This window comes from Methylorubrum populi (assembly GCF_002355515.1).
GTDB lineage: Bacteria > Pseudomonadota > Alphaproteobacteria > Rhizobiales > Beijerinckiaceae > Methylobacterium > Methylobacterium populi_A.
The window spans coordinates 3665973-3690882 of record NZ_AP014809.1; the positions used below are offsets into that span (position 1 = coordinate 3665973).

Below are 24910 nucleotides of genomic sequence, written 5' to 3' on the forward strand. Positions count from 1 at the left end.
CTTCGGAACGGCCTGCATCACGGGCTTGGCCGCCAGCAGACGCTTCACGCGCTCGTTGAAGTCCGTCGACGAAACGGGGCGTGCGCCCCCTTTTTCCGGAGCATGAGCCATATCGGCCTCCGCATGTACGCCCAAGGCACGGGATTGCGCGGAGGGTAGACGGGATATGGGGCGCCGGCCGGCATTTGCGAGGCGGATGTCCCGCCGCACCGCGGCGACGCCCCCGTGCGCCCCGGCACATCTTTTTCAGGTCCGCGGCCTCAGAGCGGGAACAGCAAAGGTTGCTGCCAAGTTAATCTGGCAAAGGAACAGCCCCGCTTCACTCCGACGGTCGAGCGGATACCACTTCGAGACAGATCATGCGCAAGGGATTGACTGTTTTCGCCGCGCTCGTCGCGGCCTCTCTCGCCACCACGTCGCTGGTGATGGGCGCGTCGAACGCGCTCGCCACGCCCGATGGCACCGCATCGGTGGAAAAGACGGTGGCCGTCACCCCCGTCGAAATCGCTCCGATCGCCGCCATGCCCGCGGCCGAGACCTGCACCCGCAAGGTCCGAGTGGTCTATTCCGGCTACGCCGCCCCGGCCGGCTGCGCGCGCTGAGCCGCAGCCGCATCAGGCCGAACGAGACATCGTCCCCGCAGGCCCGACAGGATCCGCTCGAACACCTCCGGCCTGTCGAGGGCGCGGGCCAGCACCACCGCTCCCTGGATGCCGCCCACGGCCTCCTCGGCGAGGGCGTTGGCCGCCTCCGGCGGGTGTCCGGCGCGGGCGAGCGCGGCGGCGAGAGCGCTGACCCAGCGGGCGAAATAGTCCCGCAGGCGGCTGGCGAAGCGGTCGCGGGCATCGCTCAGGCTGAGGGCGCCGACGAGGCAGACACGACGGCCGGAGCGGAAGTAATCGCCGGCCGTCACGAACATCGCCGCCACGGCCGCTTCCGGCTCCTCCGCCTCCCGCAAGGGACGGAAGACGTTGGTCTCGAACCAGCCGTCGATCTCGCCGAGCACGGCCGAGGCCATCTCCTCCTTCCCGCCGGGGAAGAAGTGATAGAGGCTGCCCTTGCCGAGCCCCGTCGCCTTCGAGATCAGCGACAGGCTCGCACCCTCGTAGCCGTGCTCGCGAAACACTTCCGCCAGCAACGGCAGCACGTCGAGCCGCTCGGCGACGGTGCGGGCCACGCGCTACAGCCCGAGATCGCTCAGGGAGGGATGGTCGTCCGGCCGGCGGCCGAGAGGCCAGCGATACTTCCGGTCGGATTCCGCGATCGGCAGGTCGTTGATGGAGGCGATCCGGCGGCGCATCAGGCCCGCCTCGTCGAACTCCCAGTTCTCGTTTCCGTAGGAGCGGAACCACTGCCCGCTGTCGTCGCGCCACTCGTAGGCGAAGCGCACGGCGATGCGGTTGCCCTGATGCGCCCAAACCTCCTTGATCAGCCGGTATTCCAGCTCGCGGGCCCATTTGCGCCGCAGGAAGGCAGCGATCTCCTCGCGCCCCTTCACGAACTCGGCGCGGTTCCGCCAGACGCTGTCGGGCGTGTAGGCGAGGGCGACGCGCTCCGGGTCGCGACTGTTCCAGGCATCTTCCGCCATGCGCGCCTTCTGCGCGGCCGACTCGTCGGTGAAGGGCGGGAGCGGAGGACGGGACATGGCTGACCTCTTTGTACTGTTCGGTACGGGCAATACCGATCGGTACAGCAGCTTGCCGCCGCCGACAAGCCCGGATCTGGATCGCATCGGCGAAACCCCGCCCAGCGAACCGCAGGCGCATCACGGCCCGCCAAATGAAATCCACGATCGAATATCAGTTTATCCCCGCAGACATCCCGCTATAACAGATTAGAAACGGGTCTCCGGCTATGTCTTCGGCTCGACCGCTGACGCCCCCCCTGGAAATTTATTGAATGAGGTCTACGCCTTTGACCTCAAGCGTTTCTGGATCAACCGGGCATTACGTCTCCTGCCGCTCTATTACGTCGTCCTGGCAGCGACGCTGGCAGCAATTCTCGTCCTGCCGGCCGAGACGGCTCGGTTCTCCGCTCATTGGGCGGGGCCGAACTTCCACGATCTCTGTCTCAACCTGCTCCTGCTGCCGATGATGAACTGGGAACACGGGTTCCGCCTCGTCATGGCGGCCTGGTCCGTCGCGGTCGAGATCCTGATGTACGCCTATCTCGCGTTCGGCTTCGCCCGCAGGAAGTCCTACGCCACCCTGTTGTTCGCGGCGGCCGTCGCGTTGCACGCCCTCAACATCCTGGGCGGAGACGGCTGGCACACCCGCTACTTCGACCCGCATTCCGCGACGCTTGGCTTCTCCATCGGAGTTCTGATCTACTTCCGGCGCAAGGAACGCCGGCCGAGGGTTCCGACCCGGGCAATCCTGCCGCTGCTGGCGCTCTGGCTCGCCAACATGGTCTGCGGCGGCTGGGTTCTCTCGGACGAGTACGCGCGCGTCGAGGGATTCTACCTCAACACCGTCATCGGTGCCGCGCTCGTCGCGGCCCTCTCGGATTGCAGGCCGGCGGCGGCGGTACGCGTCGTGGACGGGTATCTGGGCGAATTGGCATACCCGGTCTTCCTCTGCCACTGGCTGGCCGGGTTCGCCGTCGCGATGGCGTTCTTCGCCCCCGACGCGCGGGGACCGGGTTTCGCGCTCGCCGCGATCCTCGCCTCCCTCGCCCTCGCCGTCTTCATGGCGCCACTGAATGGGCGCTGCATCGAGCCCCTGCGCCGGAAGATCCGGCGCGGCGAGAGGGTGGTCACGGCGCCGCTGTCGCCCGAGGCCGGCGCGCAGGCCGCAGCCCGAGCCTAGACCCTCGGCTACAATCCCAAACGCGCCCAGGCGGCGCGCTCCTCCACAGCCGCGATCAGCGCGTCGGGAAGTCCGGCGACCGTCTGGCCGGGACCGGCGCGACGCAGCAAGCGGGCGAGCCAGGAGCCCCGGGTCTCGGCCACGAGCCGCAGTTCGACCTTGTCGCCGTAGCGGGCGCGCAGCGTGCCGCGCAGGTCGCCGAGCGCATCGACGAGGCCGAGTTCGAGGCCCTGCCGCCCGGTCCAGACCGCGCCGGTGAACAGGTCGCGGCTCGCGTCGAGCTTGGGCCGGCGCTCGCGCACGAGGCTGGTGAACAGGGCCTGCACATCGGCCTGGATGTCTTTCAGCCGGGCGACGTCCTGCGGGTTTTCCGGCCTGAAGGGATCGAGCATCGCCTTGGCTTCGCCCTGGGTGTGGACCCGTCGCTCGACGCCGATGCGCTCGATCAGCCGGTCGAAGCCGAAACCGGCCGAGACCACCCCGATGGAGCCGACGAGCGAAGCGGGATCCGCGACGATCTCGTCGGCGGCACAGGCGATCATGTAACCGCCCGAGGCCGCGGCATCCTCCACGAAAGCGAAGACCTTGAGCTCCTTCTCCGCCGCGAGCGCCCGGATGCGCCGATGGATCAGGTGGGACTGCACCGGCGAGCCGCCGGGCGAGTTGATGACGAGCGCCACCGCCGAGAGACCCGGCATGGTGAAGGCGCGCTCCAGGCTCGCCGCCACCGTTCCGATGGAGAGACCCGGCCGGAGCGGCGAGACGGTGCCGATCACGCCGCTCAAGCGCACCACCGCGACCCGCGCGGGAGGCTTGCGGAAACGGCGGGGCAGGAGGAAGCGCAACCAGGTCGGGACGGTCAGCGGCATGGCGGCTTCTTTTCGCGGCGTCGTCTCGGGGTCGCACGGGGCACCGCCCCCGAGGGGCGGGTCGATCCTCCGTTAGCAGGACCCCGCCGGCCGATCCATCACGCCGGACCGCGACCGCTTCGAACATGCCGTCGATGATGTCTCCGATCACGTCGTCGATCACTTGGCCGCGCGCGGCCGAACCGAGCCTCGCGATGAAGCGTTGCCTTACCACGTGCCCGGGATCTCCGCCGGGGCACGGCGGGGCCGTGAACCGTCCGCACGGCCCGACAGACGAGCCGGACGGAACGGAAGGAAGTCCTGCCCGATGCGTATCCTACGCCTGGTCATCCTGGCCTTCGGGATGCTCGGCGGCCTCGCCGGCCTGAATGCCACCGCGAATGCCGCCCCGCTTCCCATGACGTCTGCGGCGGCAAAGGCCGCTGAATCGCCCCTGCTCAACTCGGTTCACTGGTACGGCCGCCGCCACTATCGGCGCGTCTACTGGCGCCCGCGCTATCACTACCGTCGTGCCTACTGGCGCCCGCGCCACTACCACCGCAGGGCCTATTGGGGGCCGCGCCCCTATTATCGCCGGCCCTACTGGCGGGCACACTACTACCACCGGCCCCGGTTCTACCGTCCCTGGTATTGAGGCGCGGCGCCGGGCCCGAGGCGGTCGAGGGGTGCCCGAGCGGGCACCCCTTTTTTCATGGCGGTGGCCAGGGATCACCGCGATGCAGCGCCTCGGCTTCCGGGGTGAAGCGCCCAGCCTCGTCCTGAAGCACCAGGGGCGGCAACAGGCGCAGCGGGGCGCGGCTGCCCTTCACCGCCGCGATCAGCACGCGGATCGCCGGCCGCTCCGCCCGCCCGTGAACGGGGCGGACGGCGCAGTCGCCGAAGCGCCCGCGCAGGGCGTCGAGGCAGGCGGGCAGGGCGTCGGCCCGGTGGATCATGCCGAGCCGCCCACCGGGGCGCAGCAGGTCGGAACAGGTTCTCAGCCACAGGTCGAGCCCACCGGCCGCGAAGGTGTGCGCCGCGGCCTTCTGCGGGATGGGGGAGGGTCGGTGCGCACCCTCCTCGAAGAAGGGCGGATTGGTCAGCACGATATCGGCACTGTCCGGCTGCAGGCCCGCCGCCCGGCGCTGCGTTCCCGACACCAGGAGATCCGCCTCGATCACCGCGACACGGTCGTCGAGCCCGTTCGCCGACGCATTCTCCCGGGCGAGGGCGGCGAGGTCCGGGTCGCGCTCGACCAGCACGACGCGGCCGACCTCGGACAGCCGCGCCGATACCAGCCCCACCGCCCCCGTGGCCGCGCCGAGATCGTAGAGCGTGGCGCCGGGCGCAGGGATGAGCAGGCGGGCGAGCAGCACCGCGTCGCTGCCGGCGCGGTGGGCGCCGCGGGGCGGCTGCCGCAGGATCAGGCGACCGCCGAGAATGGCATCGGGCTCAGTCCGCACTCAGGCTTACTCAGCGCTCGTCGCGCAGTTCGGCGGACAGTCCGGCATCGGTCAGGATGCGACGCGCCTGTCGCGCATGATCGTCGGGCACCAGAAGGCGCCGGCCGAACGCGCCGATCGATCCCTCCAGCGCGCTCATGTGCTCGTCGGCCACGAAGAGCGGGACGCCCGCCTCCTCCAGGAGCGCGCGTGCGAAACCGATCAGGACGATGTCGTTGGTGCGGATCAGTTCCGTCACGGCCTCGAACCCCTTCAACCGGCGCCCGAGCCGCCGCCGGTGCGCGGGCCGGCCGCCTCCGGCGGACGACGATGGCTCGTAACATTCTCCACGCCCTTGCGCAGCCATGCGGCACGGCCGCGTGTTGCAGTGCCGACGGCCCCGTGCGACAGGGGCAGCCGCGGGGCAGGGGTTCCGGCAGGGTGCCGGTCGAGAGTTTCCGGAGGCATCGCGCTTGGGCGTCGTCGTTACCCTCGATGAAGGCCGCTCCGATCCGGAGGCCAGCCTCACGGACCTCGTCGGCCTCGTCGCCGCTGGCATGGAGCGGGTGAACGCGACCATCCTGTCGCGCACGGGCTCCGACGTGGCGATGATCCCCGAGGTCGCCAACCACCTGATCGCCTCGGGCGGAAAGCGCCTGCGCCCGATCCTGACGCTGGCCTGCGCCGACCTGTGCGGCTACGGCGCGGACGATCCGGAGGCGGACGGCGCCGTGAAGCTCGCCGCCGCGGTCGAGTTCATGCACACCGCGACTCTTCTGCACGACGATGTTGTGGACGAGAGCGACATGCGCCGCGGCCGGGTGGCCGCCCGCATCAAGTGGGGCAACGAGGCGAGCGTGCTCGTCGGCGACTTCCTGCTGGGCCAAGCCTTCCGCATGATGGTCGAGGTAGGCTCGCTTCGCGCCCTCGACATCCTGTCGGCGGCGGCCACCGTCATCGCCGAGGGCGAGGTGATGCAGCTCACCGCCGCCAAGAACATCGAGACGAGCGAGGACGAATACCTCGCCGTCATCCGCGGCAAGACCGCGGAACTGTTCGCCGCGGCCTGCGAGGTCGGGCCCGTGCTCAGCCAGCGGCCGGAGCCGGAGCAGGCGGCCTGCCGCGCCTACGGCATGAATCTCGGCATCGCCTTCCAGCTCGTCGACGACGTGCTCGATTACGGCGGCACCAGCGCCGCGCTCGGCAAGAACGTCGGCGACGATTTCCGCGAGGGCAAGATCACCCTGCCGATCGTGCTGGCGCTGCGCCGCGGTACGGACGAGGAGCGCGCCTTCTGGCGCCGCACCCTCGAACGGGAGGATCTGGGGGAGGGCGACCTTCAGCAGGCGCTGTCGATCCTGCGCCGCCACCGCGCCCTGGACGACACGATCGAGCGCGCCCGCCATTACGGCGATCAGGCCCGCGCAGCTTTGGCTCCGTTCCCGAACGGGCCGATGAAGGCCGCCCTGCTGCAGGTGGTCGATTTCTGCATCGCCCGGGCGCACTGACGCGTTCCTTCCCGAAGGGAACGCCTGCGGCACCCGGCGCGCGATGCCTTCGATGCCCTCCGTCCGGAGGCACTCGCCGGGCTAGAGCATCATCCCGAAAGGTGGTTTGCGGCTTTCGGAAAAAGATGATGCAAAAACAGATCCCTAGCGCATCGTGCTGGATCCGATATCCAGCACGATGCGCTAGCCGCCGATCTGTGCCGGGACCTCGGAACGGACTGGTCGGTCTGCGAGACGGCGCCGGGGGAGGGCGGCCGGCCCGCCGGGTGCTCACCCTCGACTGAGCCTCAGGCGAGGCGCGTCGGCTCGACCCACCAGCCCGGCTGCGCGGCGCGGACCGCGCGCGCGGCGGCCTGCGCCGACCCATCGTCGGAGAAGATCGCGAAGACGGTCGCGCCGGAGCCCGACATCCGCACGAGCCGGCATCCACCCTGCGCCCGCAGCAGCGCGAGCGCCTCGCCGATCACGGGAGCGACGGTGAGGGCCGGGGCCTCCAGATCGTTGCGGGCGGGCGCGATGGCGCCGAGCACGGCCTCCGCGTCGAGGCCATGGCCGACCGAAGGATGCTCCGGCCCGTCGAGGCGCTGGCCCACGGCGAGGCCGAGCGCCTTGAAGACCGGCGCCGTCGCGACCGGAACGCCGGGATTGACCAGGACCGCCGGCAGGGCTGCGAGGTCGAGCACCGGCCCGATCTCCTCGCCCGCGCCGCGCATCATCCGCGCCCTGGGATCGAGGCAGACCGGCACGTCGGCGCCCGTGGCGCGGGCTGCTGCGATCACGGCAGGATGGTCGAGGGAGAGGTCGTTCAGTTCCGTGAGCAAACGCAGGGCCGCCGCCGCATCCGACGAGCCGCCGCCGATCCCGGCGGCCACGGGCAGCTGCTTGTGCAGGCGGAAGGCGCCGAACCGCAGGCCCTCAACCCCCGCAGCCAGGTGGCGGGCAGCGCGAAGAACGAGGTTGTCGTCGAGCGGCCCCGCCGGTCCGGCGGTGGGACCGGAGACGTCGAGCGTGAGGTCGGGACCCGGCACCAGTTCGAGCGTGTCGGCCACCTCGGCGAAGGCGACGAGGCTTTCCAGCGCGTGGTAGCCGTCCCCCGGCCGGCGGCCGAGAACGTGCAGGGTCAGGTTGATCTTGGCCGGAGCACGGGTGGTGAGGCGGGACACGGGCGCTCGGCTCGCTGTGGGAAGGCGTGCCTCCTGTAGGGGCCGGTGAGAGAGGGGGCAAGCATCGACGGAAGAGGGCCGCGCCGACGCGGAGGTCACCCCCGTCGACGCGGCCCCTGCGAGGCGGTGCTCAGCGCTTACCAGCGATGGTGCCAACCGGCGTGATGCCAACCCGCGTGACGCCAGCCCCGGTTTCGGTGCCAACCCCACGGACGGTGCCAGCCGGCATGGCGCCAGCCCCAGGGACGGCCCCAGCCGTAACCCACGACCACCGGCCGCGCGTAGTAGACCGGACGATAGGCATAGGGCCGCCAGTTCGGCTTGCACCAGCCCGACCAGCCGCGGTGGAAGCCGGGACCACATCCATCGCGGGCTTCCGCCACGGTCGCCGTGCTAGCGAGCGTGCCGAGGGAGAGGAGCGCGGCGGCAATTCTCAATCGCATAGATGTCCTCCTTTGCTGGATGCTCAGGAACGACGCGAAGCAAATTGCGTTGCAGGATTACGGAACTTTAATACAATTAACCGCCACCAAACCCGATCACATTTAGGCGATGGAATGGAGCGGATCCATAATTAGGTAATGTATACCAGCTTGGTATCCTGATACCAATACTTGGTGAACGCTGCGAAAAGCGGACGTTGTGGTGCGAGGTGCAGGCCCTGTCACGGCGCGGCCGACACTCTCGTCACTCCTTGGCACCCAACGGCCCCGAACCGATTCCCCTTGGAGCATCATCCCGAAAGGTGGTTTGCGGCTTTCGGAAAAAGATGATGCAAAAACAAAAGCCTAGCGCATCGTGCTGGATCCGATATCCAGCACGATGCGCTAGGCGAAACGAAAACGACCCGGGGAGCCTCCACCGGGCCGTTACGCTTGCCACCTTGGCGACGGTCGATCGGCCCGAAGCACCGCGGGCGCGCCCGCGCGCGCGCGCTTCGATCGCGTTGTCGAGGAGCCGGCCCCGCCATCGAGCGGCGGATGATCGGATCCGGCCGATGGCTGTTCGCCGCGCGGACGCCTTACTTCCCCGGCTTCTTGTCCGCCGCGCCCGGCGGCTCGCTCGGCGCGGGGGCGCCCTTCGGCAGTTCCGGATTCTCGGGATTGTGCGGCGCCGCCACGGGGGCAGGGGCGGCTTGGGCCGGATCCTGCGTCGGCGGGTTTTCGGCGGTGGCGGTCGGCTTGTCCGGCTCGGGCAGACCGTCCTTGAGCTTGGCGTTGATCTTGACGAGGTCGTCGGGCTCGGGGTTCAGGTCCTTGGCGTGCTGCCACTGGAACTTGCCCTCCAGCCGTCGGCCGGTGCGCCAGTAGGCGTCGCCGAGATGGTCGTTGATGGTGGGATCGCCCGGCTTCAGCTCGACCGCCTTCTCCAGTTCGCGCACGGCGTCGTCCCAGCGGCCGAGGCGGAAATAGGCCCAGCCGAGGCTGTCGATGATCATGCCGTCGCGGGGCGAGAGGTCGACGGCCTGCTTCAGCATCGTGAAGCTCTCGTCGATGTTCATGTTCCGGTCGACCCAGGAATAGGCGAGGTAGTTGAGCACCTGGGCCTTGGCGTTCGGCTGGGTCGGCGGCACGAGGCTGAGCGCCTTCTTGAGGTCGGTCTCCGCCTTCTGCCACTCGCCGGCCCGTTCGTAGGCGGTTCCGCGGAAGTAGAACAACGTCCAGTTATTGGCTTCTTTGCCCGGCGCGATCAGGTTGATCGCGCGGGTATAGGTCTCGGTCGCTTCGGTGAACTTCTTGCGCGAGCGCTGCACGTTGCCCAGCGCCGAGATCACGTCGATGTTGTCGGGATGCGCCTTGAGCACGGTGTCGAGGTGCTGGAGCGCCTCGTCGCCCCGGCCCATCTGCTCGAGGTTGAGGCCGATCTGGATGTCGGCGTTGAGCTTGAGCGGCGAGGAGGCCGGGATCTGCGCATAGGCTTCGTTCGAACGCTCGGTCTGCTTCATGCGGTCGAGCGTGTCGGCGAGGGTCAGCCGGGCCACGGCGTGCTCGGGGGCGAGGTAGAGGGCGAGCCGCAGGTAGACCACAGCCGGAAGCTCGTCGCCCTGCGTCGAGCCGGCCGAGCCGAGACCGTAGAGCACCTCGGCCGCACCTTCCTGCGCCGACGAGATCAAGGGGGTGAGCGGCTTGCCGGCCTTGAGCTTGTCGAGGGCGTCCACCACGAGGGGATGGCGCGGCATCACCTTCTCGAACTCGCTGTAGGCGTCGATGGCGAGATCGGTGCGGCCGATCCCGGCCTCGAAGCGGGCATAGCCGTCGACGATGCGCAGGGTGTTGCGGTCGGCGTCGTAGGCCGCCTTCAGCTTGCGCTCCGCCTCGGCGCGGTCGCCGATGACCGAGGCGATCAGCCCGGCATGGTAGTCGCGGAAGACGTTGAAGTAGCGCTCGCCGCGCAGGCGGTTCAGCGTCTCGTAGGCGCGCTTGCCGTCGCCCGCGCCGGCATAGGCCCAGGCCGTCAGCAGCGTCCCGGTGAGGTCGGCGGCCGCCCCCCTTCCGCTGCGGCCGAAGCTCTGGCGGGCGGGGCCGTACTGGCCGGCCTTGAGCTGGCGCACGCCCAGCGCGAGCTGGGCGAGGCCGTTCGAGCTCTCGCGGGTGGCGAGCCGCTCGGCGGCGCGGAAGGCGTCGGTCATGGCGCCGTCGGCCAGCAGCGACACGAAGGCGCGCTCCAGAAGCTCGGCGTTGCGCGGGTCGCCCTTCACCGCCTCGCGGTAGAAGCTCGCGGCGGCGGCCGTGTCCTTGGAGGCGCCGGCGATGTAGGCCGAGAGGAAGTTGCCTTCCAGCGATTCCGCCGGCTCGTACTCGGAGATCGGCGAGGATTCCCGGGGCTGCATGGCTGCGGCCGGCAGGGTGCCGAGACCGGTCGAAGCGAGCAGCAGGGCGAGCGCGGTGGCGCTCCGGCGGGTGGCGTATCCGAACATGGGCACCAGTCACGGCTCCTTCGCGGGACCGGCGGACGGGGTTTCCTCCGGCCGGCTCCGGTTTGGCGGGGGACACTGAACTCTTCCCGCCATGACCGCAAGGCGAAAGGATGGCGCGGGGAGAGGCCCCATTGACGCCCTTCTTCAGGTGCCGTCACCGATCTCGGCGCGGGCGTCCTCCACGAGTTGAGCCAGCCCGGCATCGACCTCCGAACCCAGCAGCGCGCGCTCGGCCGCGGTCAGATCCCTGGCCCAGGCACCGCTGCCGAAGCCATCCCGGCAGCGCGCCCGCTCGGCGTCGATGAAGGCCCGCGTCTCCCCGGGGCGATCCCGCATCGCCTGCAGGAATCCGAACCATGCCGCGCGCTCGACCACGGCGAGGCGGGCGCGCAGCCGCACCTCCACGGCCCGAGCAGGGTCAACGGTCTCGTCCTCAGCCATGGCCGCCTCCTACCGCTCCTTGCGCTGCTCGCAGCGGGTCTTCACGTAGGTATTGGTATCCCCGCCATGGCCTGCGCTCGCGGCAAGCACCGGTCCCTGGATGAGGCATTCCTGAAGCGTATGGGCCGGCCCGATGATCACGTCGAGGGCGGTCTCGCGGGAGCAATCGGGCATCTGAACGCTGGACGCGCAGACCAGGGCAACGACGAGGATGGGATTCATGGGGCCGGCCTCCCTGCCGGAGATGTTTTCGACGGTCGGAGCATATGGAGGCTCCGGCGGCCCATTACGGCTGACGGACGAGCGTAATCCGCGCGCTCCGCCGGTTGAAACCGGCAAACATCCCGAAAGGCTGCCCTGAGCCGATGCGTCACAGCAGCCCGGTCAAGTCCACGCCGCGCTCAAGCTCGGCCGGGGAGGGCAGGCGTGCCTCGCCCAGCAGATGCAGGAAGGTGGTGAACTCGGCGCTCCGGCCTATGCTGCAGGCCGCCACCGCCCGGCCACCGCACAGCACCCCCTTGGCGAGGGGCGCGCCGTAATGCGGGCATTTCGCCTGGAAGGCGCGCCTGCCGTCACCGTCCCGCAGGAACAGGACTGCCTCGTCGCCGGCCTTCCCCTCCGCCATGCCGCCGAGCGGGATGTCCTCGAGCCTGATCCTGATCTCGCCGGCCGCCATATCGGGGTCCTCACGCCGGTCCCGAAGGATTCCAGCCTACAAGTCGTGACCGACGACGAGGTTGCAGCGACCTGCCAACCCTCTGACCGAACTGAGGATTTCCGCGGATCGAGGTCGCTGCCCAAAAAAAGTCGCAAGAGGGTCCTGTCTTCGCGCGGATCGGACAAGGTCGTGACCGGCGTTTTGACAGGGAGGCGGCAATGTCTTTCGAGATCGTTCTGACGCAATCCGCGCAGGAAATCGCCGAGAGAAGCGGTGTTCTTCCAGTTCTCGAAGAGCGTGCGCGCGATGAAATCGCGGAACTACCGGGTGAGGGCCTCGAAGAACTCGAGCGCCGCCTGTTCCATGCCTTCGCGCTCGACGACGGCACCGAGGTGATCTGCTCGCTGACTGCCGACGGCGCTGTCAGGGTCGATGCCTGCGAGGCGGAAGCCGCCGCCTGACGCGCTTCGCGGAACCGTGAACGGCGGGACCGGATTGCTCCTCCCGCTTGAAGTGCCTCACGAAGCGTCCGCCGACGGTCTCCCTTCCGAAGGGAAGACGCCGCGGCGAGCGCTTCGCGAGACGCTCGTTCCCGCATCCGTCGAGGAGGAGACATGGCCCAGGACACCGTCGGCGTCGAAGCCGAGTTCACGAGCCGCGAGGCAGCCCGCGCCGCCAAGGACCGCCTCGTGAGGGCGGGGTTTGCCCGCAACAGCATCGACATCGATCGCGAGGGCGACACCTACATCGTCCATCTGCCGACCCAGGAGGCGAACCGGCAGCGGGCCGCGCGCATCCTCAGGGGCCGCGCCGTGATCGAGAGCGCCAAGAGCACCGGCTGGGCCGCCGCCGACACCCTCGGCAGCAACCGGCTGCTCACGCTCGGGCTCGCGGCCCTGGCAGGCTTCGCGCTCTACGGCCTGACCAACCGCCGCTGACACGCCGAACTCCCTGTGGGACCGCGCGCTGGTCCCGCAGGGAAACTATCGCGCCTCGAAGAAGCGGTTGCCTGGCCGTTCGAGGCCGAGATGGTCGCGCAGGGTCGTTCCCTCGTACGCCGTGCGGAACAGGCCGCGCCGCTGCAGCTCCGGCACCACGCCGGCGCAGAAGTCGTCGAGCCCTTCCGGCACGAAGGGGAACATCACGTTGAAGCCGTCGCAGGCCTCGCCCACGAGCCATTCCCCCATCCGGTCGGCGATCTGCTCCGGTGTGCCGACGAAGGTGAGCCCGCCATAGCCGCCGACGCGGCGCGCCAATTCGCGCACGGTCGCACCCGTGCGGCGGGCATAGTCGACGATCTGGGCCTGACCGCTCTTGCTGGCATTCGTCTCCGGGATTTCGGGCAGCGGCGCGTCGAGATCGAAGCCGGACGCATCGGTGCCGAGGCGGACCGAGAGGTTGGCGAGCCCGCTCTCGACCGGCACCAGTGCGTCGAGCCGCGCCTTCTTCGCCTTGGCCTCCTCCTCGGTGCCGCCGACCACGACGAAGGCGCCGGGCAGGATCTTTAGGGCGTCGCGGGACCGGCCCGCCGCCGCCATCCGGCCCTTCACATCGGCGTAGAATTTTTGGCCGGCCTCCAGCGAGGAGGCCGAGCCGAACACCATCTCGGCGGTCTCCGCCGCGATCTGGCGCCCGGCCTCGGAAGCGCCCGCCTGGACGATCACCGGCCAGCCCTGGACCGGGCGGGCGACGTTGAGCGGCCCCTTCACCTTCAGGAACTCGCCCCGGTGGTCCAGAGTGCGGAGCTTGGCGGGATCGAAGAACAGCCCCTGCTCGACGTCGCGGACGAAGGCGTCGTCGGCCCAAGAGTCCCACAGGCCGGTGACAACTTCGAAAAACTCGCGGGCGCGGGCGTAGCGCGTGGCGTGGTCGAGATGCGCGTCGCGGCCGAAATTCAGCGCCTCGTCCGGGTTGCCGGAGGTGACGAGGTTCCAGCCGGCGCGGCCCTTCGAGATATGGTCGAGCGAGGCGAACTTGCGGGCCACATGGTAGGGCTCGTTGTAGGTGGTCGAGGCGGTGGCGATCAGCCCGATCCGCTCCGTCACCATGGCGAGCGCCGGCAGCAGCGTCAGCGGATCGAAGGAGGTGACGGTGGCCGAGCGCTTCAGCGCCTCCATCGGCATATTCATCACCGCCAGATGGTCGGCCATGAAGAAGGCGTCGAACTTGGCCGCCTCCAGGGTGCGGGCGAAGCGCACGAGGTGGTCGAGGTTGAAGTTCGCGTCCGGAAAGCCGCCGGGATAGCGCCACCACGCGGTGTGGATGCCGATCGGGCGCATGAAAGCGCCGAGATGAAGTTGTTTCCGAGGCTCGCTCAACGGGGTCCTCCGGGCGCATCGACCCTTCGATGAGGCCGATATGGTGCACGTCGTCGCCCCGGCGTCACCGGTCAAACGGTCCGAGCGTGACGATATCGGCACCGACCCTAGGATTGCCCGTGCCTCATCCCTAAGGTTCGGGCGGATTGCAGCGACGAGGGGAGTGAGTATGGCCGGAGCGAGCGTCACGGGGGACGTGCCCTATCGCGCCCTGAACGGCTGGCTGGCGCTCGGCCTCGCCATCCCCTGCCTCGCCCTGGCGGCCCTGACCTTTCTCGGCGGCGGCGTGCTGGTGCTTGGCCGCGGCAGCGTCGGCCCGGTCTTCCTGCTCGTCTCCGTGGCGGCGCTGATCGCCGGGATCGTACTGCTCGCTGGGCTGATCACCCTGAAACCCCGGCAGGCGGCGGTGCTGACCCTGTTCGGGCGCTATCACGGCACCATCGCCCGCGACGGCTTCTGGTGGCGCAACCCGCTCACCGCGGTGGCCAAGGTCTCGCTCGCCACCGAGGCGCAGGAGACCAAGATCATCACCGTCAACGACCTGATGGGCAATCCGATCACCATCGCGGCCGCCGCGATCTGGCGGGTGCAGGACGCCGCGCGCGCCACCTTCGACGTCGGCAGCTACCACGAATTCGTCTCGCTCCAGGCGGAGGCGGCCCTGCGCAACATCGCCTCGACCCGCCCCTACGACCACGACGAGGCGGAGAATGTCGGCGAGGAGGCCGGCGACGCCAAGCGCCGGCTCGCGGAGAAGGCGACTCGCGTCGCCTCGCTGCGGGCCGACCGCGATGCGATCCATGCCGACCTCATCGCGGAGCTGGGCCAGCGCGTGGCGCTGGCGGGCGTGGTGGTGGAGGACGTGCGGATCACGCATCTCGCCTATGCCCCGGAGATCGCCGGCGCGATGCTCAAGCGCCAGCAGGCCGGCGCCATCATCGCGGCCCGCCGCCAGATCGTGGAGGGCGCGGTCGCCATCGTGCGCGACACGATCCGCCGCCTGGAACAGCCGGAGGACGGTCATGCCGGCATCCTCTTCGACGACCAGGGCCGCGCCAGCATGGCGCAGAACATGCTGATCATGATCGTTGGGGATCGCGAGGCGACCCCGGTCGTGAGCGTCGGGACGAAGCCGTAGACCGTCGCCCATCGATCCCGCGCCCGGGACGACCCCAATCGGCGAAATGCCCGATCTTGGGGGAGCCCGATCTTGGCAGCGGGCGGCGACCTTGCTCAGGGGACTTCGTCGAGCATGGGGCAGGACAAAGCCGTTCTTCGTCATCTCGTGGACGACGCGATCCGGCTGCTCAGGCCGGTCTGGCCGCTGGTGGCCGTCGCGACGGCCCTCGGATCGGTCGGCGGGCTCGCCACCGCAGCCGCCCTGTCCAAGATCAACCAAGCCTTCTACGGCGAGGGCGCGCTCGCCGACGGCGTGTTGCTGGCGTTTGCCGGGTTCGCGGCCCTGAGCGTCGTCGGCACCTTCGCGGCCAGCCTCGGCAACGCCTATGCGGGCGGGCGCATCCAGGCGGCCCTCAGCCGCGACCTCACCGACCAGATCCTGACCGCACCGATCGAGCGGATCGAGCGCCTCGGCAAGCACAAGCTGCTCGCCTCGCTCCAGGGCGACGTGAACACCATCTTCACGGCCATCGCGTTCCTCTCGCCGATCGTGGTGGCGTGCGGGACCCTGACCGGCTGCGGTGCCTACATGATCATCCTGTCACCGGCCCTGTCGGCGGTGACGGCGGCGGTCCTGATCCTCGAAAGCCTGGGCGCGAATGCCCTGCGCCGGAACATGCTCCGCTACTTCGAAGACGTCCGCAAGAATCGCGAGGCGACCCAGAAGCACTATCTCACCCTGACGGAGGCGGCGAAGGAGCTGCGCATCGGCCGCGAACGCCGGCTGCACCTGCGCAACGTCGCGCTTCGGGACTGTATCGAGCAGGCGCGCCGGCTGATGGCGCGCATCGCCGTCATCCAGCAATCGCTGTCGATGCTGAGCCAATCGACCAACTTCCTGCTGTTCGCCGGTCTCATCGCCTACAAGGCCCTCGCCGGTATCAGCGGCGCCGAACTCTCCGGTTTCGTGCTCGTGCTGCTCTACATCCAGGCGCCGATCGCACAGCTGATCCACTTCGTGCCGATGATCGGGCAGGCTCAGGTCGCCTACCGACGCATTGCCGAGTTTTCGGACGACGGGGCGGAGGCGGAAGCCGGCCTTCTCTCGCCGGCGTCGACGCGGCCGGCTCCTCGCCTCCACGACATCACCCTGCGCGGCGTGAGCCACGGCTTTCCGGCCGCGGACGGCAAGGCGCCCTTCACCCTGGGCCCGATCGACCTGACGATCCGGGCCGGCGAGATCCTGTTCATCGTCGGCGAGAACGGCTCGGGCAAGACGACGCTGATCAAGCTGCTGCTCGGCCTCTACCCGCCGCAAGCGGGAGAGATCCTGCTCGACGGCGTGCCGGTGACACCGCAGACCCGCGACGCGTACCGCCAGCACTTCTCGGCGATCTTCTTCGACTACCACCTGTTCGACGAGCTGATCCCGACCGACGGCGCCGGCCCGGAGGCCGCCCGGCCGCTGCTGGAGCGGCTCGATCTCGCCCGGAAGGTCGAGATCGCCGAGGGCCGCTTCTCCACCACCGATCTCTCGACCGGCCAGCGCAAGCGCCTCGCCCTGGTGCAGGCCGCCCTCGAAGGACGCCCGGTCCTCGTTCTGGACGAGTGGGCGGCGGAGCAGGATCCGACCTTCCGGCGGCGGTTCTACGAGGAACTCCTGCCGGAGCTCCGCCGCGGAGGACGAACGCTCGTCGTCATCAGCCACGACGACCGCTACTTCGGCGCCGCCGACCGGGTGCTGCACTTGGCGGAAGGGCGGATCGCGGCGATCACGGAGAAGGCACCCGCGGCGGCCGAGCCGGTCTGACCGGACGGCGAAGCCGGTTGTTTCCCGCTTCGCTCCGAAACCGTGGCCGTTGCGGATCAGATATCCAGCTCGCTCCCGTCCGCGAAGGCTGCCCGCTCGGTGATGAAGGCGAAGCGTGCCTCGGGCTTGTTGCCCATCAGCCGCTCCACCGTGTCGCCGGTCGATTCCCGCGCCTCGTCGAGGACCGCGACGCGCAGCAGCGTGCGCTTCTTCGGGTCCATCGTCGTTTCCTTGAGCTGCGCCGGCATCATCTCGCCGAGGCCCTTGAAGCGGCCGATCTCGACCTTGCCGTTCTTGAACACGGTCTTAATGATCCGCTCCTTGTCCGCGTCGTCGCGGGCATAGGCCGACTTCGCGCCCTGGCTGATCCGGTAGAGCGGCGGGATCGCCAGATAGAGATGCCCCTTGTCGATGAGCTTGGGCATCTGCCGGTAGAAGAAGGTGATCAGCAGCGAGGCGATGTGGGCGCCGTCCACGTCCGCGTCGGTCATGATGATGACCCGGTCGTAGCGCAGGTCCCCCTCGCGGAAATTGGCGCCGGTGCCGCAGCCGAGCGCCAGCGTCAGGTCCGAGATGAGCTGGTTGGCGCCGAGCTTGTCGCGGCTGGCGGAAGCCACGTTCAGGATTTTTCCACGCAACGGCAGGACAGCTTGCGTGGCGCGATCCCGCGCCTGCTTGGCCGAGCCGCCGGCCGAGTCGCCCTCGACGATGAAGATCTCCGAGCCCGCGGTGCCGGCGGCGGAGCAATCGGCGAGCTTGCCGGGCAGGCGCAGCTTGCGGGTCGCCGACTTGCGGGCGACCTCCTTCTCCTGCCGGCGGCGCAGGCGCTCCTCCGCCCGGTCGATGACCCAGTCGAGCAGCTTGTTGGCCTGGGCGGGCGAGGCCGCGAGCCAGTGGTCGAAGGCGTCGCGCACCGCCGTCTCGACGATGCGGGACGCCTCCACCGTGGCGAGCTTGTCCTTGGTCTGGCCCTGGAATTCCGGCTCGCGGATGAAGACCGAGAGCATCGAGGCGCAGGTCGCCATCACGTCGTCGGTGGTCACCGACGTCATGCGCTTGGCCTGGTTCACCCGCTCGGCGTGCTCGCGCAAGGCCCGCAGCAGCGCGACGCGTAGGCCGGATTCGTGGGTGCCGCCCTCCGGCGTCGGGATCGTATTGCAGTAGGAATGCGAGACCCCGTCATCCGCCACGGTCCAGGCCACCGCCCATTCGAGCGAGCCGTGCGAGCCGGGCTTCGTCACCTTGCCGGAAAAAATCGAGTCGAGGACGAGCTCCTTCCCCTCGATGTCGCGGGCGAGGTAGTCGGACAGGCCGCCGGGGAAGCGGTGCACCGCCTCGGCCGGCACGTCGTCGAGCCCTTCGAGCAGGGCGGGGGCGCAGCGCCAGCGGATCTCGACGCCGCCGAACAGGTAAGCCTTCGACCGGGCCATCTTGAACAGGCGGCGGGGGTCGAACTTCAGCGAGCCGAAGATCTGCGCGTCGGGGTGGAAACGCACCCGCGTGCCGCGCCGGTTCTGCACCCGGCCGACCGTCTCCAGCGAACCCTGCGCATGGCCGCGGGAGAAGGTCTGGCGGTAGAGGGTCTGGTTGCGGGCGACCTCGACCTCGAGCACGTCCGAGAGCGCGTTCACCACCGAGATGCCGACGCCATGCAGGCCGCCGGAGGTCTCGTAGACCTTCGAGTCGAACTTACCGCCCGCATGCAGCGTAGTCATGATGACTTCGAGCGCGGACTTGCCCGGAAACTTGGGGTGCGGATCGACGGGGATGCCGCGGCCGTTATCCGTCACGACGAGGGCGCCCGTCTCCTCCAGCTCCACCTCGATGAAGCTCGCGTGGCCCGCGACCGCCTCGTCCATGGAGTTGTCGATCACCTCGGCGAAGAGGTGGTGCAGCGCCCGCTCGTCGGTGCCGCCGATATACATGCCCGGCCGGCGCCGAACCGGCTCCAGTCCCTCCAGCACCTCGATCGCCGAGGCGTCGTAACCCGCCTCCGCCGTCTCCGGCGCGGGCGCCGGCTGAGGCGCCACGGGGGTGAGGCGACGGCGGCGCTCGGCCTCCGCGGCGGGAGGCTTGCTTCCTGGTCCGAACAGGTCGCGTGCCGGATCGCTCACGCGACGGCTCCTCGAATCGGGTCGGAGACGGGCTGCATGGCTCTTCATACCCTCGTTGTAACGGAACAAACAGGAAACAAAAAGTCTCCCGTCCGCTTCCGCCGGTCGCAGTACCACGGCGGCCGGTCGTGTTCGAAGCCCGGCCGGCGCAGGTCGGCCGGCACGGTCCTGGCCCAGTGATGCGGGCGGATGGTTAAGAGTGCCTCACGAAGCCGGCTCATGACTGCGAACCTGCGGCGGAAACGAGGCAGCGAAACGTTAAGGCGGCGCGGTCCAGAGTGGCGGAGGGAACAGAGGATGGTTTCCGGACGTTAACTCAACAAGGTCAGCTTGACCGTAAGGGAGCCACGCCGATGACCCCCGCCGCAGCCCAAGCGCGTCACCTCTCCCTCGTGCGCCTGGAGCAGGCGGCCGGACAAGCCTTCGGCTACGCGGACGAGCCGGATCCCGCCGTTTCCCGGTCGTCGATGCTGTTCTCGTCGTCGGGCTTCGCCATCGCCACCGTGGCGACGGCGCTTGCTGCCACCATCACCTATCTCGTCTGATCCTCTCGCCGGGCTGCGGAGCGGTCATGCCGCCGCGGGCATCGCGCAGAGACGGATGTCCCGCGCCAGCGCATCGACCCGCGCCGGATCCGAATCCCAGGCGAACATGAAGCGGGACGCCCCGCCGATGAAGCCGTAGAACTGCCAGCCGCGGGCGCGCAGTCGCTCCTGGACCGACGCCGGCAGGTTCAGGAACACGCCGTTGGCTTCAACGGGCGCGGCGAGCGACACACCCGGAACATCCGCAATTCCTTGCACGAGGCGCCGGGCACAGTCGTTGGCGTGGCGGGCGTTGCTGAGCCAAGCCCCGCTCTCCAGCATGCCGACCCAGGGGGCCGAGAGGTAGCGCATCTTCGAGGCGAGCTGCCCAGCCTGCTTGCAGCGATAATCGAAATCCTCGGCGAGCCGGCGGTCGAAGAAGATCACCGCCTCGCCCACCGCCATGCCGTTCTTCGTACCGCCGAAGCAGAGCACATCGACGCCGGCCTTCCAGGTCAACGCAGCGGGTGACACTTCGAGTGAGGCGCAGGCATTGGCGAAGCGGGCGCCGTCCATGTGCAGGCGCAGGCACGCCGCGCGGCAGGTCGCGGAAATCGCAGCAATTTCGTCCGGCGTGTAGACCCGCCCCGTCTCGGTCGCCTGGGTCAGGGTCACCGCCCGCGGCTTCGGGAAATGGATGTCGCTGCGCTTGCCCGCGATCATCCGCACGGTGTCGGGGGTGAGCTTGCCGTCCTCGGTCGCGGCGGTGAGCAGCTTCGAGCCGTTGGAGAAGAATTCCGGCGCGCCACACTCGTCGGTCTCGACATGAGCCGAATCGGCGCAGATCACGCTGTGGTAGGATTGGCAGAGCGAGGCCAGGGCCAGCGAGTTGGCCGCCGTGCCGTTGAAGACGAAGAACACCTCGCAATCGGTCTCGAACAAACGGCGGAAACCGTCGGCGGCGGCCTGAGTCCAGGAATCGGCGCCGTAGGCCGGGGCGTGGCTGGCATTGGCCGCCTGCATCGCCTCGAAGGCCTCCGGGCAGATCCCGGCATAGTTGTCGCTGGCGAATTGCTGCTCGGCCACGGTGGGCTCCGGCTCTGATTTCGTGAAATGCGAAAGGCCGGACGGTGAATGCACCGCCCGGCCTCACGATGGGATTGTCTCTCCGCCGGGCGGTCTTCGCACCCCGCCCCGCCGATTCGGCCGACGGACGGCCCCGTCTGTCAGGCGGCGGCGAGCGCCATCGACATCGATTCCTTCTTCATCAGCTCGCGGTAGAACCCGTCGAGATGGGTGAGTTTTTCGGGCGAGCCGTCCTGGACGATCTTGCCGCCCTCCAGCACCACGATCCGGTCGAAGTCCTTCAGGGTCGAGAGCCGGTGGGCGATGGCGATGACGGTGCGGCCCTTCATCAGGTTGGCGAGCGCGGCGCGGATCGCCTCCTCGGATTCCGCGTCCAGCGCCGAGGTCGCCTCGTCGAGGAGCAGGATCGGCGAGTCCTTCAGGATCGCGCGGGCGATGGCGATGCGCTGGCGCTGGCCGCCGGAGAGCTTCACGCCGCGATCGCCGACGATGGTGTCGAAGCCCTCCGGCAAGGCTTGGATGAAGTCGGTGCAGTGCGCGGCCTCTGCCGCCTTCCACACCTCCTCGTCGGTGGCATCGGGCCGGCCGTAGCGGATGTTCTCGCGCAAGGAGCGATGGAACATCGACACGTCCTGCGGCACCACCGTAATCGCCTCGCGCAAGCTCTCCTGCGTGACGCGGTTGATGTCCTGACCGTTGATCAGGATGCGCCCGCCCTGCACCTCGTAGAAGCGCTGGATCAGCGAGAACAGGGTCGACTTGCCGCCGCCGGACTTGCCGACGAGGCCGACGGTCTGGCCCGCGGGGATCAGCAGGTCGAAGTCGGAGAACACGGTGCGCCCGTCGGGATAGCTGAAGGCGACGTGGTCGAAATGCATCTCGGCGCCGGTCTGGCCGACGAGCTTCTCGGCCTCCGGGTGATCGACGAGCTCGTGCGGCTGCAGCAGGGTGTGCAGCGCTTCCGACAGGCGGGCGGTGTGCTGGGTCGCGTCCACCAGCGCCACGGCGAGGTCGCGGGTCGCGGCGAGGATGCGGATGCCGAGCGTGCAGACCAGCACCACCTGACCGGTCGTCGCCTGACCGGCCTCCCACATCTTGATCGACCAGTAGAGCAGGCCGAGGATCGAGAGCACGGTGAGGATGGCGTGGGTGATGCGCAGCTTCTCGAGGTAGAGCAGCGACGAGCGGCGCGCCCGCATCTCCGTGCCGATGGTGCCGTCGAAGCGCACGAATTCGCGGTTGAAGGCGGAGAAGGCGCGCACCAGCGGCATGTTGCCGACGAGATCGACCATCTCGCCGTCCACGCTCGCGGCCTTGGCGGCGAAGTCGTGGTGCAGCGGCTTGCCGGCGGACGCCATCTTGAACATCAGCAGCACGACCGCGGCGAAGATGCCGGCGAGCACCAGCGCCATCGTCATGTTCACGGTGCCGATGTAGATGATCGACAGCGTGGCCGCCACGCAGGGCGGCATCACGTTGAACGTGAACATGTTCTCGACAGTGAAGATCGCGTTCGAGGTCGCGGTGATGCGCGAGGCGAGCGTGCCCGGCTGACGGTCGGCGAAGAAGGACGGCGCGTGGCCCGTCATGTGGCGGAAGAGGTCGCGGCGGATGTCGCCGGTGACGCCGACGAAGGTGAAGGCGCCGACCAGCGCCGCCACGCGCCAGAGCATGTTGTCGGCGGCGATGAAGGCGATGAGCAGCGCGAGCGCCGACCAGACCTGACCCGCACTCGGTCCCTTGCCGAGGGCGTCGACCACCCCCTTCAGCGCATAGTCGGTCGAGACCGAGAAGGTCACGGCGCCGAGCACGGAGAACAGGATCACAAGGTGCGGAATGATCCGGCGCTTGAGATAGCGCCCGACAAAGGCCCCCGGTCTGTTGGCGTATTGGCAGAGATCTTCCATCGCGATCGTCAGTCCCGATTCGATCAGACCCGCTGGGCGCCGATTGTGGCTGGAGGGCGCACGAACCGCCCTAAAACCGCAACGCGAAGCGTCGCCTTATGTTTCAAGCGCGCGCAGCTTTACGCCGTGTAGCGGAGCGAAGCTGAACCGGACTTGAGCGGATGTGCGGCGCGGGAACGATTCCAACCGCGTCGGCCCTCGCAGGTCAAGACGGCTCGCGCGCGTCGTCCTCGTCCCGGCGCCGCGTTTCCGGCATGATCAGCAGCACCAGCGCCAACCCGACGGCGCCGACGACGGCGAGACCCATGAACGCCGTCTGGCTTCCGAGCTCGTCCGCCATGAAACCCGCCAGCGCCGTCGAGAGCGCGGCACCGATGCCCATGCCGGTGCCGACCGCGCCGAGGGCGGTGTTGAACCGTCCCGTGCCGCGGGTGACGTCGGACACGATCAGCGGAACCATGACGCCGAGAACGGAGGCCGAGATGCCGTCGAAGACCTGGATCGCGACCATCCAGTAGGGGTCGCTGACGAAGGCGAAGAGCAGGCCGCGCACGGGCAGCGCCGCGAAGCCGATCACGAGGAGCGGCTTGCGTCCCCAGCTCTGGGCGAGGCGCCCGACGAACGGGGCGGTGAGGGCGAGAACCGCCTGAGGGACCATGATGCAGGCGGCCACCAGCGCCGTCGCGGTCTCGCTGGCGCGCAAGGTCATGACGCTGCCGACCAGCGGCAGCATCGCGGCGTTGGCGAGGAAGAACAGCACCATGCAGGCGGCGAAGCACAGCAGCGCCCGGTTCTTCAGGAGTACCGCAACGCCGCCGGCCTCGCGCGGCTCCGGCTCGCGGAGCGCCGGCCGGGGCCTGCCCGTCTCCGCGGCGCGTCCCGACGGAATGAACGACAGGGACACCAGCGCCGGGATTACCAGCAGGCCGGCGAGATAGAACACCGCGTTGTTCGAGAGATAATAGCCGATCGCGCCCATGCCGGCGGCGCCGAGCGCGTTGCCGATCGCCGAGAAGCTCGCGTTGCGGCCCAGCCGCTCGCCGGCCCGGGCGTGGCCGACGAGGCCGATGGAGATCGCGGCGATCGCCGGCGTCAGCACGCAGCTCGCCGCCGAGTGGATCGCCATGGCCAGCATGACGACAAGGTAGGTGGGAAGCGCGGCGAGCATCACCGCGCTCGCCCCGACCCAGAAGGCCGAGAAGCCGGCGGCGAAGCGCTTCGAGCGCGAGGCATCGACGAAGGCGCCGCCGGGCATCTGCCCGAGCAGGCTGACGAGGCTGCCGACGGTCAGGGCGAGGCCGATATCCGACTGCGTCCACTTCTGCTGGGTGAAGTAGACGGCGAGGAACGGGCCGAACCCGGTCTGCAGGTTGGCGATGAAGAAGGTGAAGGCGTCGAGGCCGTAGGTCGCGCGGCGCGACGGCTCGGCCGGGCCGAGCGCGGGCTCGCCCGCGCGGCCCGCGCGGCGGACCGGGCGGGCGCCGCCCCGCTCGCGGTTGTCGCTGCGATGCGTGTCGCGCTCGCGCGCCGGATACGCCCGCCGTTCCGTCACCGGGAATGCCGTCATTTGTCCGGCGTCTTCTCCTGCGGCCGGTCGGGGGCCTTGTCGGACGGGGCGGCGGCAGCCTTCTCGGCCGCGGCGGAGGCGTCGCCCTCCGCCGGCTGGACGGCGGCACCGGGACTCGTGGCGCCGAGCACGACGATCGGCTCGCCGGCCTTGTATTCGGGCGAGACCCGGACCTGATTGCGGTTGAGCTGCAGCGTGAGCCGGCCGACCTTTCCTTCGGTGGTGAACTTCAGGACCCGCCAATCCACGGCAATCTTGCGCGAACCGACGCCGAGGAAGCCGCCGAAGTCGATCACCGCCGCGCGGGGCCGTCCGTCGCGGTCGATGATCACGTCGATGATGCGGCCGAGGTCGTCACCGTTCATCGCGCGCACGCTCTTGCCGAGCAGGCTCTCGTAATCCTGGGTATCGAGCACCACCGCCGGGGTGCCGCCACCCTGGGACGGCGCCACGCCACCATTGGCGGGAACCGCGGGCGCAGCCGGCACCGCGGTCGGGGGAGCCGCGGCGGGCGGCGAGGCCGGCGGCGAGGCCTCGCCGGAAGCGCCCGAGGAGCCGTCGGCCGCCATGGCCGCCGTAGCGAGGAGGACGATCGCCGGTGTCACGATCGGCCGGATCAGTCTGCGCACCCCTATACCTCTCGACAGTCTGCTGAACCCGCATGCCGGCTGCCACGAGCCG

At 69.3% G+C, this 24910-nt stretch carries 26 protein-coding genes; 9 read left to right on the forward strand and 17 right to left on the reverse strand.

Annotation, left to right across the window (positions count from 1 at the left end; translation table 11 throughout):
• Positions 1–359 precede the first annotated feature (359 nt).
• On the forward strand, positions 360–602 hold the full coding sequence (locus MPPM_RS16895) for a hypothetical protein (RefSeq protein ID WP_096486054.1): 243 nt from the start codon (positions 360–362) through the stop codon (positions 600–602).
• Here the strand turns inward: MPPM_RS16895 and MPPM_RS16900 are convergent.
• Both MPPM_RS16900 and MPPM_RS16905 read right to left on the reverse strand, forming a co-directional pair.
• Positions 572–1177 (reverse strand): TetR/AcrR family transcriptional regulator, encoded by a 606-nt coding sequence (locus MPPM_RS16900; RefSeq protein ID WP_096486055.1) that lies wholly within the window; start codon positions 1175–1177, stop codon positions 572–574. The two genes, MPPM_RS16895 and MPPM_RS16900, sit on opposite strands and share 31 nt — an antisense overlap.
• 3 nt (positions 1178–1180) lie before the next feature.
• Complete coding sequence (locus MPPM_RS16905; protein WP_096486056.1) at positions 1181–1645, reverse strand: nuclear transport factor 2 family protein; 465 nt, start codon at positions 1643–1645, stop codon at positions 1181–1183.
• Between the two features lie 250 nt (positions 1646–1895).
• Between MPPM_RS16905 and MPPM_RS16910 the strand changes: the two genes are divergently transcribed.
• The gene (locus MPPM_RS16910; RefSeq protein ID WP_244573333.1) at positions 1896–2807 is read left to right on the forward strand and encodes an acyltransferase family protein; all 912 of its coding nucleotides are present in this window, start codon (positions 1896–1898) and stop codon (positions 2805–2807) included.
• Between the two features lie 8 nt (positions 2808–2815).
• Here MPPM_RS16910 and MPPM_RS16915 read toward each other — a convergent pair whose 3' ends face one another.
• Positions 2816–3676 (reverse strand): S49 family peptidase, encoded by an 861-nt coding sequence (locus tag MPPM_RS16915; RefSeq protein ID WP_096486057.1) that lies wholly within the window; start codon positions 3674–3676, stop codon positions 2816–2818.
• A gap of 307 nt (positions 3677–3983) precedes the next feature.
• On the opposite strand from MPPM_RS16915, the gene MPPM_RS16920 reads away from it, so the two are divergent.
• Entirely contained in the window at positions 3984–4310 is a 327-nt protein-coding gene (locus MPPM_RS16920; protein WP_096486058.1) for a hypothetical protein, read from the forward strand.
• 55 nt (positions 4311–4365) lie between these two features.
• On the opposite strand, the gene MPPM_RS16925 is transcribed toward MPPM_RS16920, so the two are convergent.
• Together MPPM_RS16925 and MPPM_RS16930 are read right to left on the reverse strand one after the other, a co-directional pair.
• Positions 4366–5118, reverse strand: coding sequence for a tRNA1(Val) (adenine(37)-N6)-methyltransferase (locus MPPM_RS16925; RefSeq protein ID WP_096486059.1), 753 nt, complete (start codon positions 5116–5118; stop codon positions 4366–4368).
• 10 nt (positions 5119–5128) lie between these two features.
• Positions 5129–5356, reverse strand: a complete 228-nt coding sequence (locus MPPM_RS16930) for a putative signal transducing protein (RefSeq protein ID WP_096487890.1) — start codon at positions 5354–5356, stop codon at positions 5129–5131.
• Positions 5357–5570: 214 nt separating this feature from the next.
• Here MPPM_RS16930 and MPPM_RS16935 point away from each other — a divergent pair, with 214 nt between their 5' ends.
• Positions 5571–6605, forward strand: coding sequence for a polyprenyl synthetase family protein (locus MPPM_RS16935; RefSeq protein ID WP_096486060.1), 1035 nt, complete (start codon positions 5571–5573; stop codon positions 6603–6605).
• 287 nt (positions 6606–6892) lie between these two features.
• On the opposite strand, the gene MPPM_RS16940 is transcribed toward MPPM_RS16935, so the two are convergent.
• The 6 genes from MPPM_RS16940 to MPPM_RS28960 form a co-directional block, all read right to left on the reverse strand.
• Positions 6893–7768, reverse strand: a complete 876-nt coding sequence (locus tag MPPM_RS16940) for a 4-(cytidine 5'-diphospho)-2-C-methyl-D-erythritol kinase (RefSeq protein ID WP_096486061.1) — start codon at positions 7766–7768, stop codon at positions 6893–6895.
• A gap of 137 nt (positions 7769–7905) precedes the next feature.
• Complete coding sequence (locus MPPM_RS16945) at positions 7906–8211, reverse strand: GCG_CRPN prefix-to-repeats domain-containing protein (RefSeq protein ID WP_096486062.1); 306 nt, start codon at positions 8209–8211, stop codon at positions 7906–7908.
• A gap of 578 nt (positions 8212–8789) precedes the next feature.
• Positions 8790–10685: a tetratricopeptide repeat protein gene (locus MPPM_RS16950; protein WP_096486063.1), complete on the reverse strand. Its 1896-nt coding sequence runs from the start codon at positions 10683–10685 to the stop codon at positions 8790–8792.
• A 144-nt stretch (positions 10686–10829) separates the two neighbouring features.
• Complete coding sequence (locus MPPM_RS16955) at positions 10830–11126, reverse strand: hypothetical protein (RefSeq protein ID WP_096486064.1); 297 nt, start codon at positions 11124–11126, stop codon at positions 10830–10832.
• A 9-nt stretch (positions 11127–11135) separates the two neighbouring features.
• On the reverse strand, positions 11136–11348 hold the full coding sequence (locus MPPM_RS16960) for a hypothetical protein (protein WP_096486065.1): 213 nt from the start codon (positions 11346–11348) through the stop codon (positions 11136–11138).
• 148 nt (positions 11349–11496) lie between these two features.
• Complete coding sequence (locus tag MPPM_RS28960) at positions 11497–11802, reverse strand: Rieske 2Fe-2S domain-containing protein (protein WP_244573334.1); 306 nt, start codon at positions 11800–11802, stop codon at positions 11497–11499.
• Positions 11803–12002: 200 nt separating this feature from the next.
• Between MPPM_RS28960 and MPPM_RS16970 the strand changes: the two genes are divergently transcribed.
• Together MPPM_RS16970 and MPPM_RS16975 are read left to right on the forward strand one after the other, a co-directional pair.
• Complete coding sequence (locus tag MPPM_RS16970; RefSeq protein ID WP_096486066.1) at positions 12003–12245, forward strand: hypothetical protein; 243 nt, start codon at positions 12003–12005, stop codon at positions 12243–12245.
• Positions 12246–12398: 153 nt separating this feature from the next.
• On the forward strand, positions 12399–12722 hold the full coding sequence (locus MPPM_RS16975; RefSeq protein WP_096486067.1) for a hypothetical protein: 324 nt from the start codon (positions 12399–12401) through the stop codon (positions 12720–12722).
• A gap of 45 nt (positions 12723–12767) precedes the next feature.
• Here the strand turns inward: MPPM_RS16975 and MPPM_RS16980 are convergent, their stop codons facing one another.
• Positions 12768–14102, reverse strand: a complete 1335-nt coding sequence (locus MPPM_RS16980; protein WP_096486068.1) for an LLM class flavin-dependent oxidoreductase — start codon at positions 14100–14102, stop codon at positions 12768–12770.
• Between the two features lie 169 nt (positions 14103–14271).
• On the opposite strand from MPPM_RS16980, the gene MPPM_RS16985 reads away from it, so the two are divergent.
• Together MPPM_RS16985 and MPPM_RS16990 are read left to right on the forward strand one after the other, a co-directional pair.
• Positions 14272–15240 (forward strand): SPFH domain-containing protein, encoded by a 969-nt coding sequence (locus MPPM_RS16985; protein ID WP_096486069.1) that lies wholly within the window; start codon positions 14272–14274, stop codon positions 15238–15240.
• A 114-nt stretch (positions 15241–15354) separates the two neighbouring features.
• Positions 15355–17031 (forward strand): cyclic peptide export ABC transporter, encoded by a 1677-nt coding sequence (locus MPPM_RS16990; RefSeq protein ID WP_096486070.1) that lies wholly within the window; start codon positions 15355–15357, stop codon positions 17029–17031.
• A 56-nt stretch (positions 17032–17087) separates the two neighbouring features.
• Here MPPM_RS16990 and parE read toward each other — a convergent pair whose 3' ends face one another.
• On the reverse strand, positions 17088–19145 hold the full coding sequence (gene parE / locus MPPM_RS16995) for a DNA topoisomerase IV subunit B (protein ID WP_096486071.1): 2058 nt from the start codon (positions 19143–19145) through the stop codon (positions 17088–17090).
• Between the two features lie 353 nt (positions 19146–19498).
• Here parE and MPPM_RS17000 point away from each other — a divergent pair, with 353 nt between their 5' ends.
• Positions 19499–19690: a hypothetical protein gene (locus MPPM_RS17000; RefSeq protein ID WP_096486072.1), complete on the forward strand. Its 192-nt coding sequence runs from the start codon at positions 19499–19501 to the stop codon at positions 19688–19690.
• A gap of 24 nt (positions 19691–19714) precedes the next feature.
• Here the strand turns inward: MPPM_RS17000 and MPPM_RS17005 are convergent, their stop codons facing one another.
• The 4 genes from MPPM_RS17005 to MPPM_RS17020 all read right to left on the reverse strand — a co-directional run bounded on the left by MPPM_RS17005 (position 19715) and on the right by MPPM_RS17020 (position 24858).
• Positions 19715–20755: a threonine aldolase family protein gene (locus MPPM_RS17005; RefSeq protein WP_096486073.1), complete on the reverse strand. Its 1041-nt coding sequence runs from the start codon at positions 20753–20755 to the stop codon at positions 19715–19717.
• A 140-nt stretch (positions 20756–20895) separates the two neighbouring features.
• On the reverse strand, positions 20896–22662 hold the full coding sequence (locus MPPM_RS17010) for an ABC transporter ATP-binding protein (RefSeq protein WP_096486074.1): 1767 nt from the start codon (positions 22660–22662) through the stop codon (positions 20896–20898).
• Positions 22663–22867: 205 nt separating this feature from the next.
• A complete protein-coding gene (locus MPPM_RS17015) occupies positions 22868–24229 on the reverse strand; it encodes an MFS transporter (RefSeq protein WP_096486075.1) in 1362 nt (453 codons plus the stop codon).
• A complete protein-coding gene (locus MPPM_RS17020) occupies positions 24226–24858 on the reverse strand; it encodes a PRC-barrel domain-containing protein (RefSeq protein ID WP_096486076.1) in 633 nt (210 codons plus the stop codon). The genes MPPM_RS17015 and MPPM_RS17020 overlap by 4 nt, the downstream gene beginning before the upstream one ends.
• Positions 24859–24910: the final 52 nt, after the last annotated feature.

Coding starts and splice junctions, on each gene's coding strand:
- MPPM_RS16955 (WP_096486064.1), bottom strand. CDS start 11,126: ATGGCTGAGGACGAGACCGTTGACCCTGCTCGGGCCGTGGAGGTGCGG.
- MPPM_RS16975 (WP_096486067.1), top strand. CDS start 12,399: ATGGCCCAGGACACCGTCGGCGTCGAAGCCGAGTTCACGAGCCGCGAG.
- MPPM_RS16895 (WP_096486054.1), top strand. CDS start 360: ATGCGCAAGGGATTGACTGTTTTCGCCGCGCTCGTCGCGGCCTCTCTC.
- MPPM_RS16905 (WP_096486056.1), bottom strand. CDS start 1,645: ATGTCCCGTCCTCCGCTCCCGCCCTTCACCGACGAGTCGGCCGCGCAG.
- MPPM_RS16985 (WP_096486069.1), top strand. CDS start 14,272: ATGGCCGGAGCGAGCGTCACGGGGGACGTGCCCTATCGCGCCCTGAAC.
- MPPM_RS16915 (WP_096486057.1), bottom strand. CDS start 3,676: ATGCCGCTGACCGTCCCGACCTGGTTGCGCTTCCTCCTGCCCCGCCGT.
- MPPM_RS16970 (WP_096486066.1), top strand. CDS start 12,003: ATGTCTTTCGAGATCGTTCTGACGCAATCCGCGCAGGAAATCGCCGAG.
- MPPM_RS16945 (WP_096486062.1), bottom strand. CDS start 8,211: ATGCGATTGAGAATTGCCGCCGCGCTCCTCTCCCTCGGCACGCTCGCT.
- MPPM_RS28960 (WP_244573334.1), bottom strand. CDS start 11,802: ATGGCGGCCGGCGAGATCAGGATCAGGCTCGAGGACATCCCGCTCGGC.
- MPPM_RS16990 (WP_096486070.1), top strand. CDS start 15,355: ATGGGGCAGGACAAAGCCGTTCTTCGTCATCTCGTGGACGACGCGATC.
- MPPM_RS17000 (WP_096486072.1), top strand. CDS start 19,499: ATGACCCCCGCCGCAGCCCAAGCGCGTCACCTCTCCCTCGTGCGCCTG.
- MPPM_RS17015 (WP_096486075.1), bottom strand. CDS start 24,229: ATGACGGCATTCCCGGTGACGGAACGGCGGGCGTATCCGGCGCGCGAG.
- MPPM_RS16950 (WP_096486063.1), bottom strand. CDS start 10,685: ATGTTCGGATACGCCACCCGCCGGAGCGCCACCGCGCTCGCCCTGCTG.
- MPPM_RS16960 (WP_096486065.1), bottom strand. CDS start 11,348: ATGAATCCCATCCTCGTCGTTGCCCTGGTCTGCGCGTCCAGCGTTCAG.
- MPPM_RS16920 (WP_096486058.1), top strand. CDS start 3,984: ATGCGTATCCTACGCCTGGTCATCCTGGCCTTCGGGATGCTCGGCGGC.
- MPPM_RS17010 (WP_096486074.1), bottom strand. CDS start 22,662: ATGGAAGATCTCTGCCAATACGCCAACAGACCGGGGGCCTTTGTCGGG.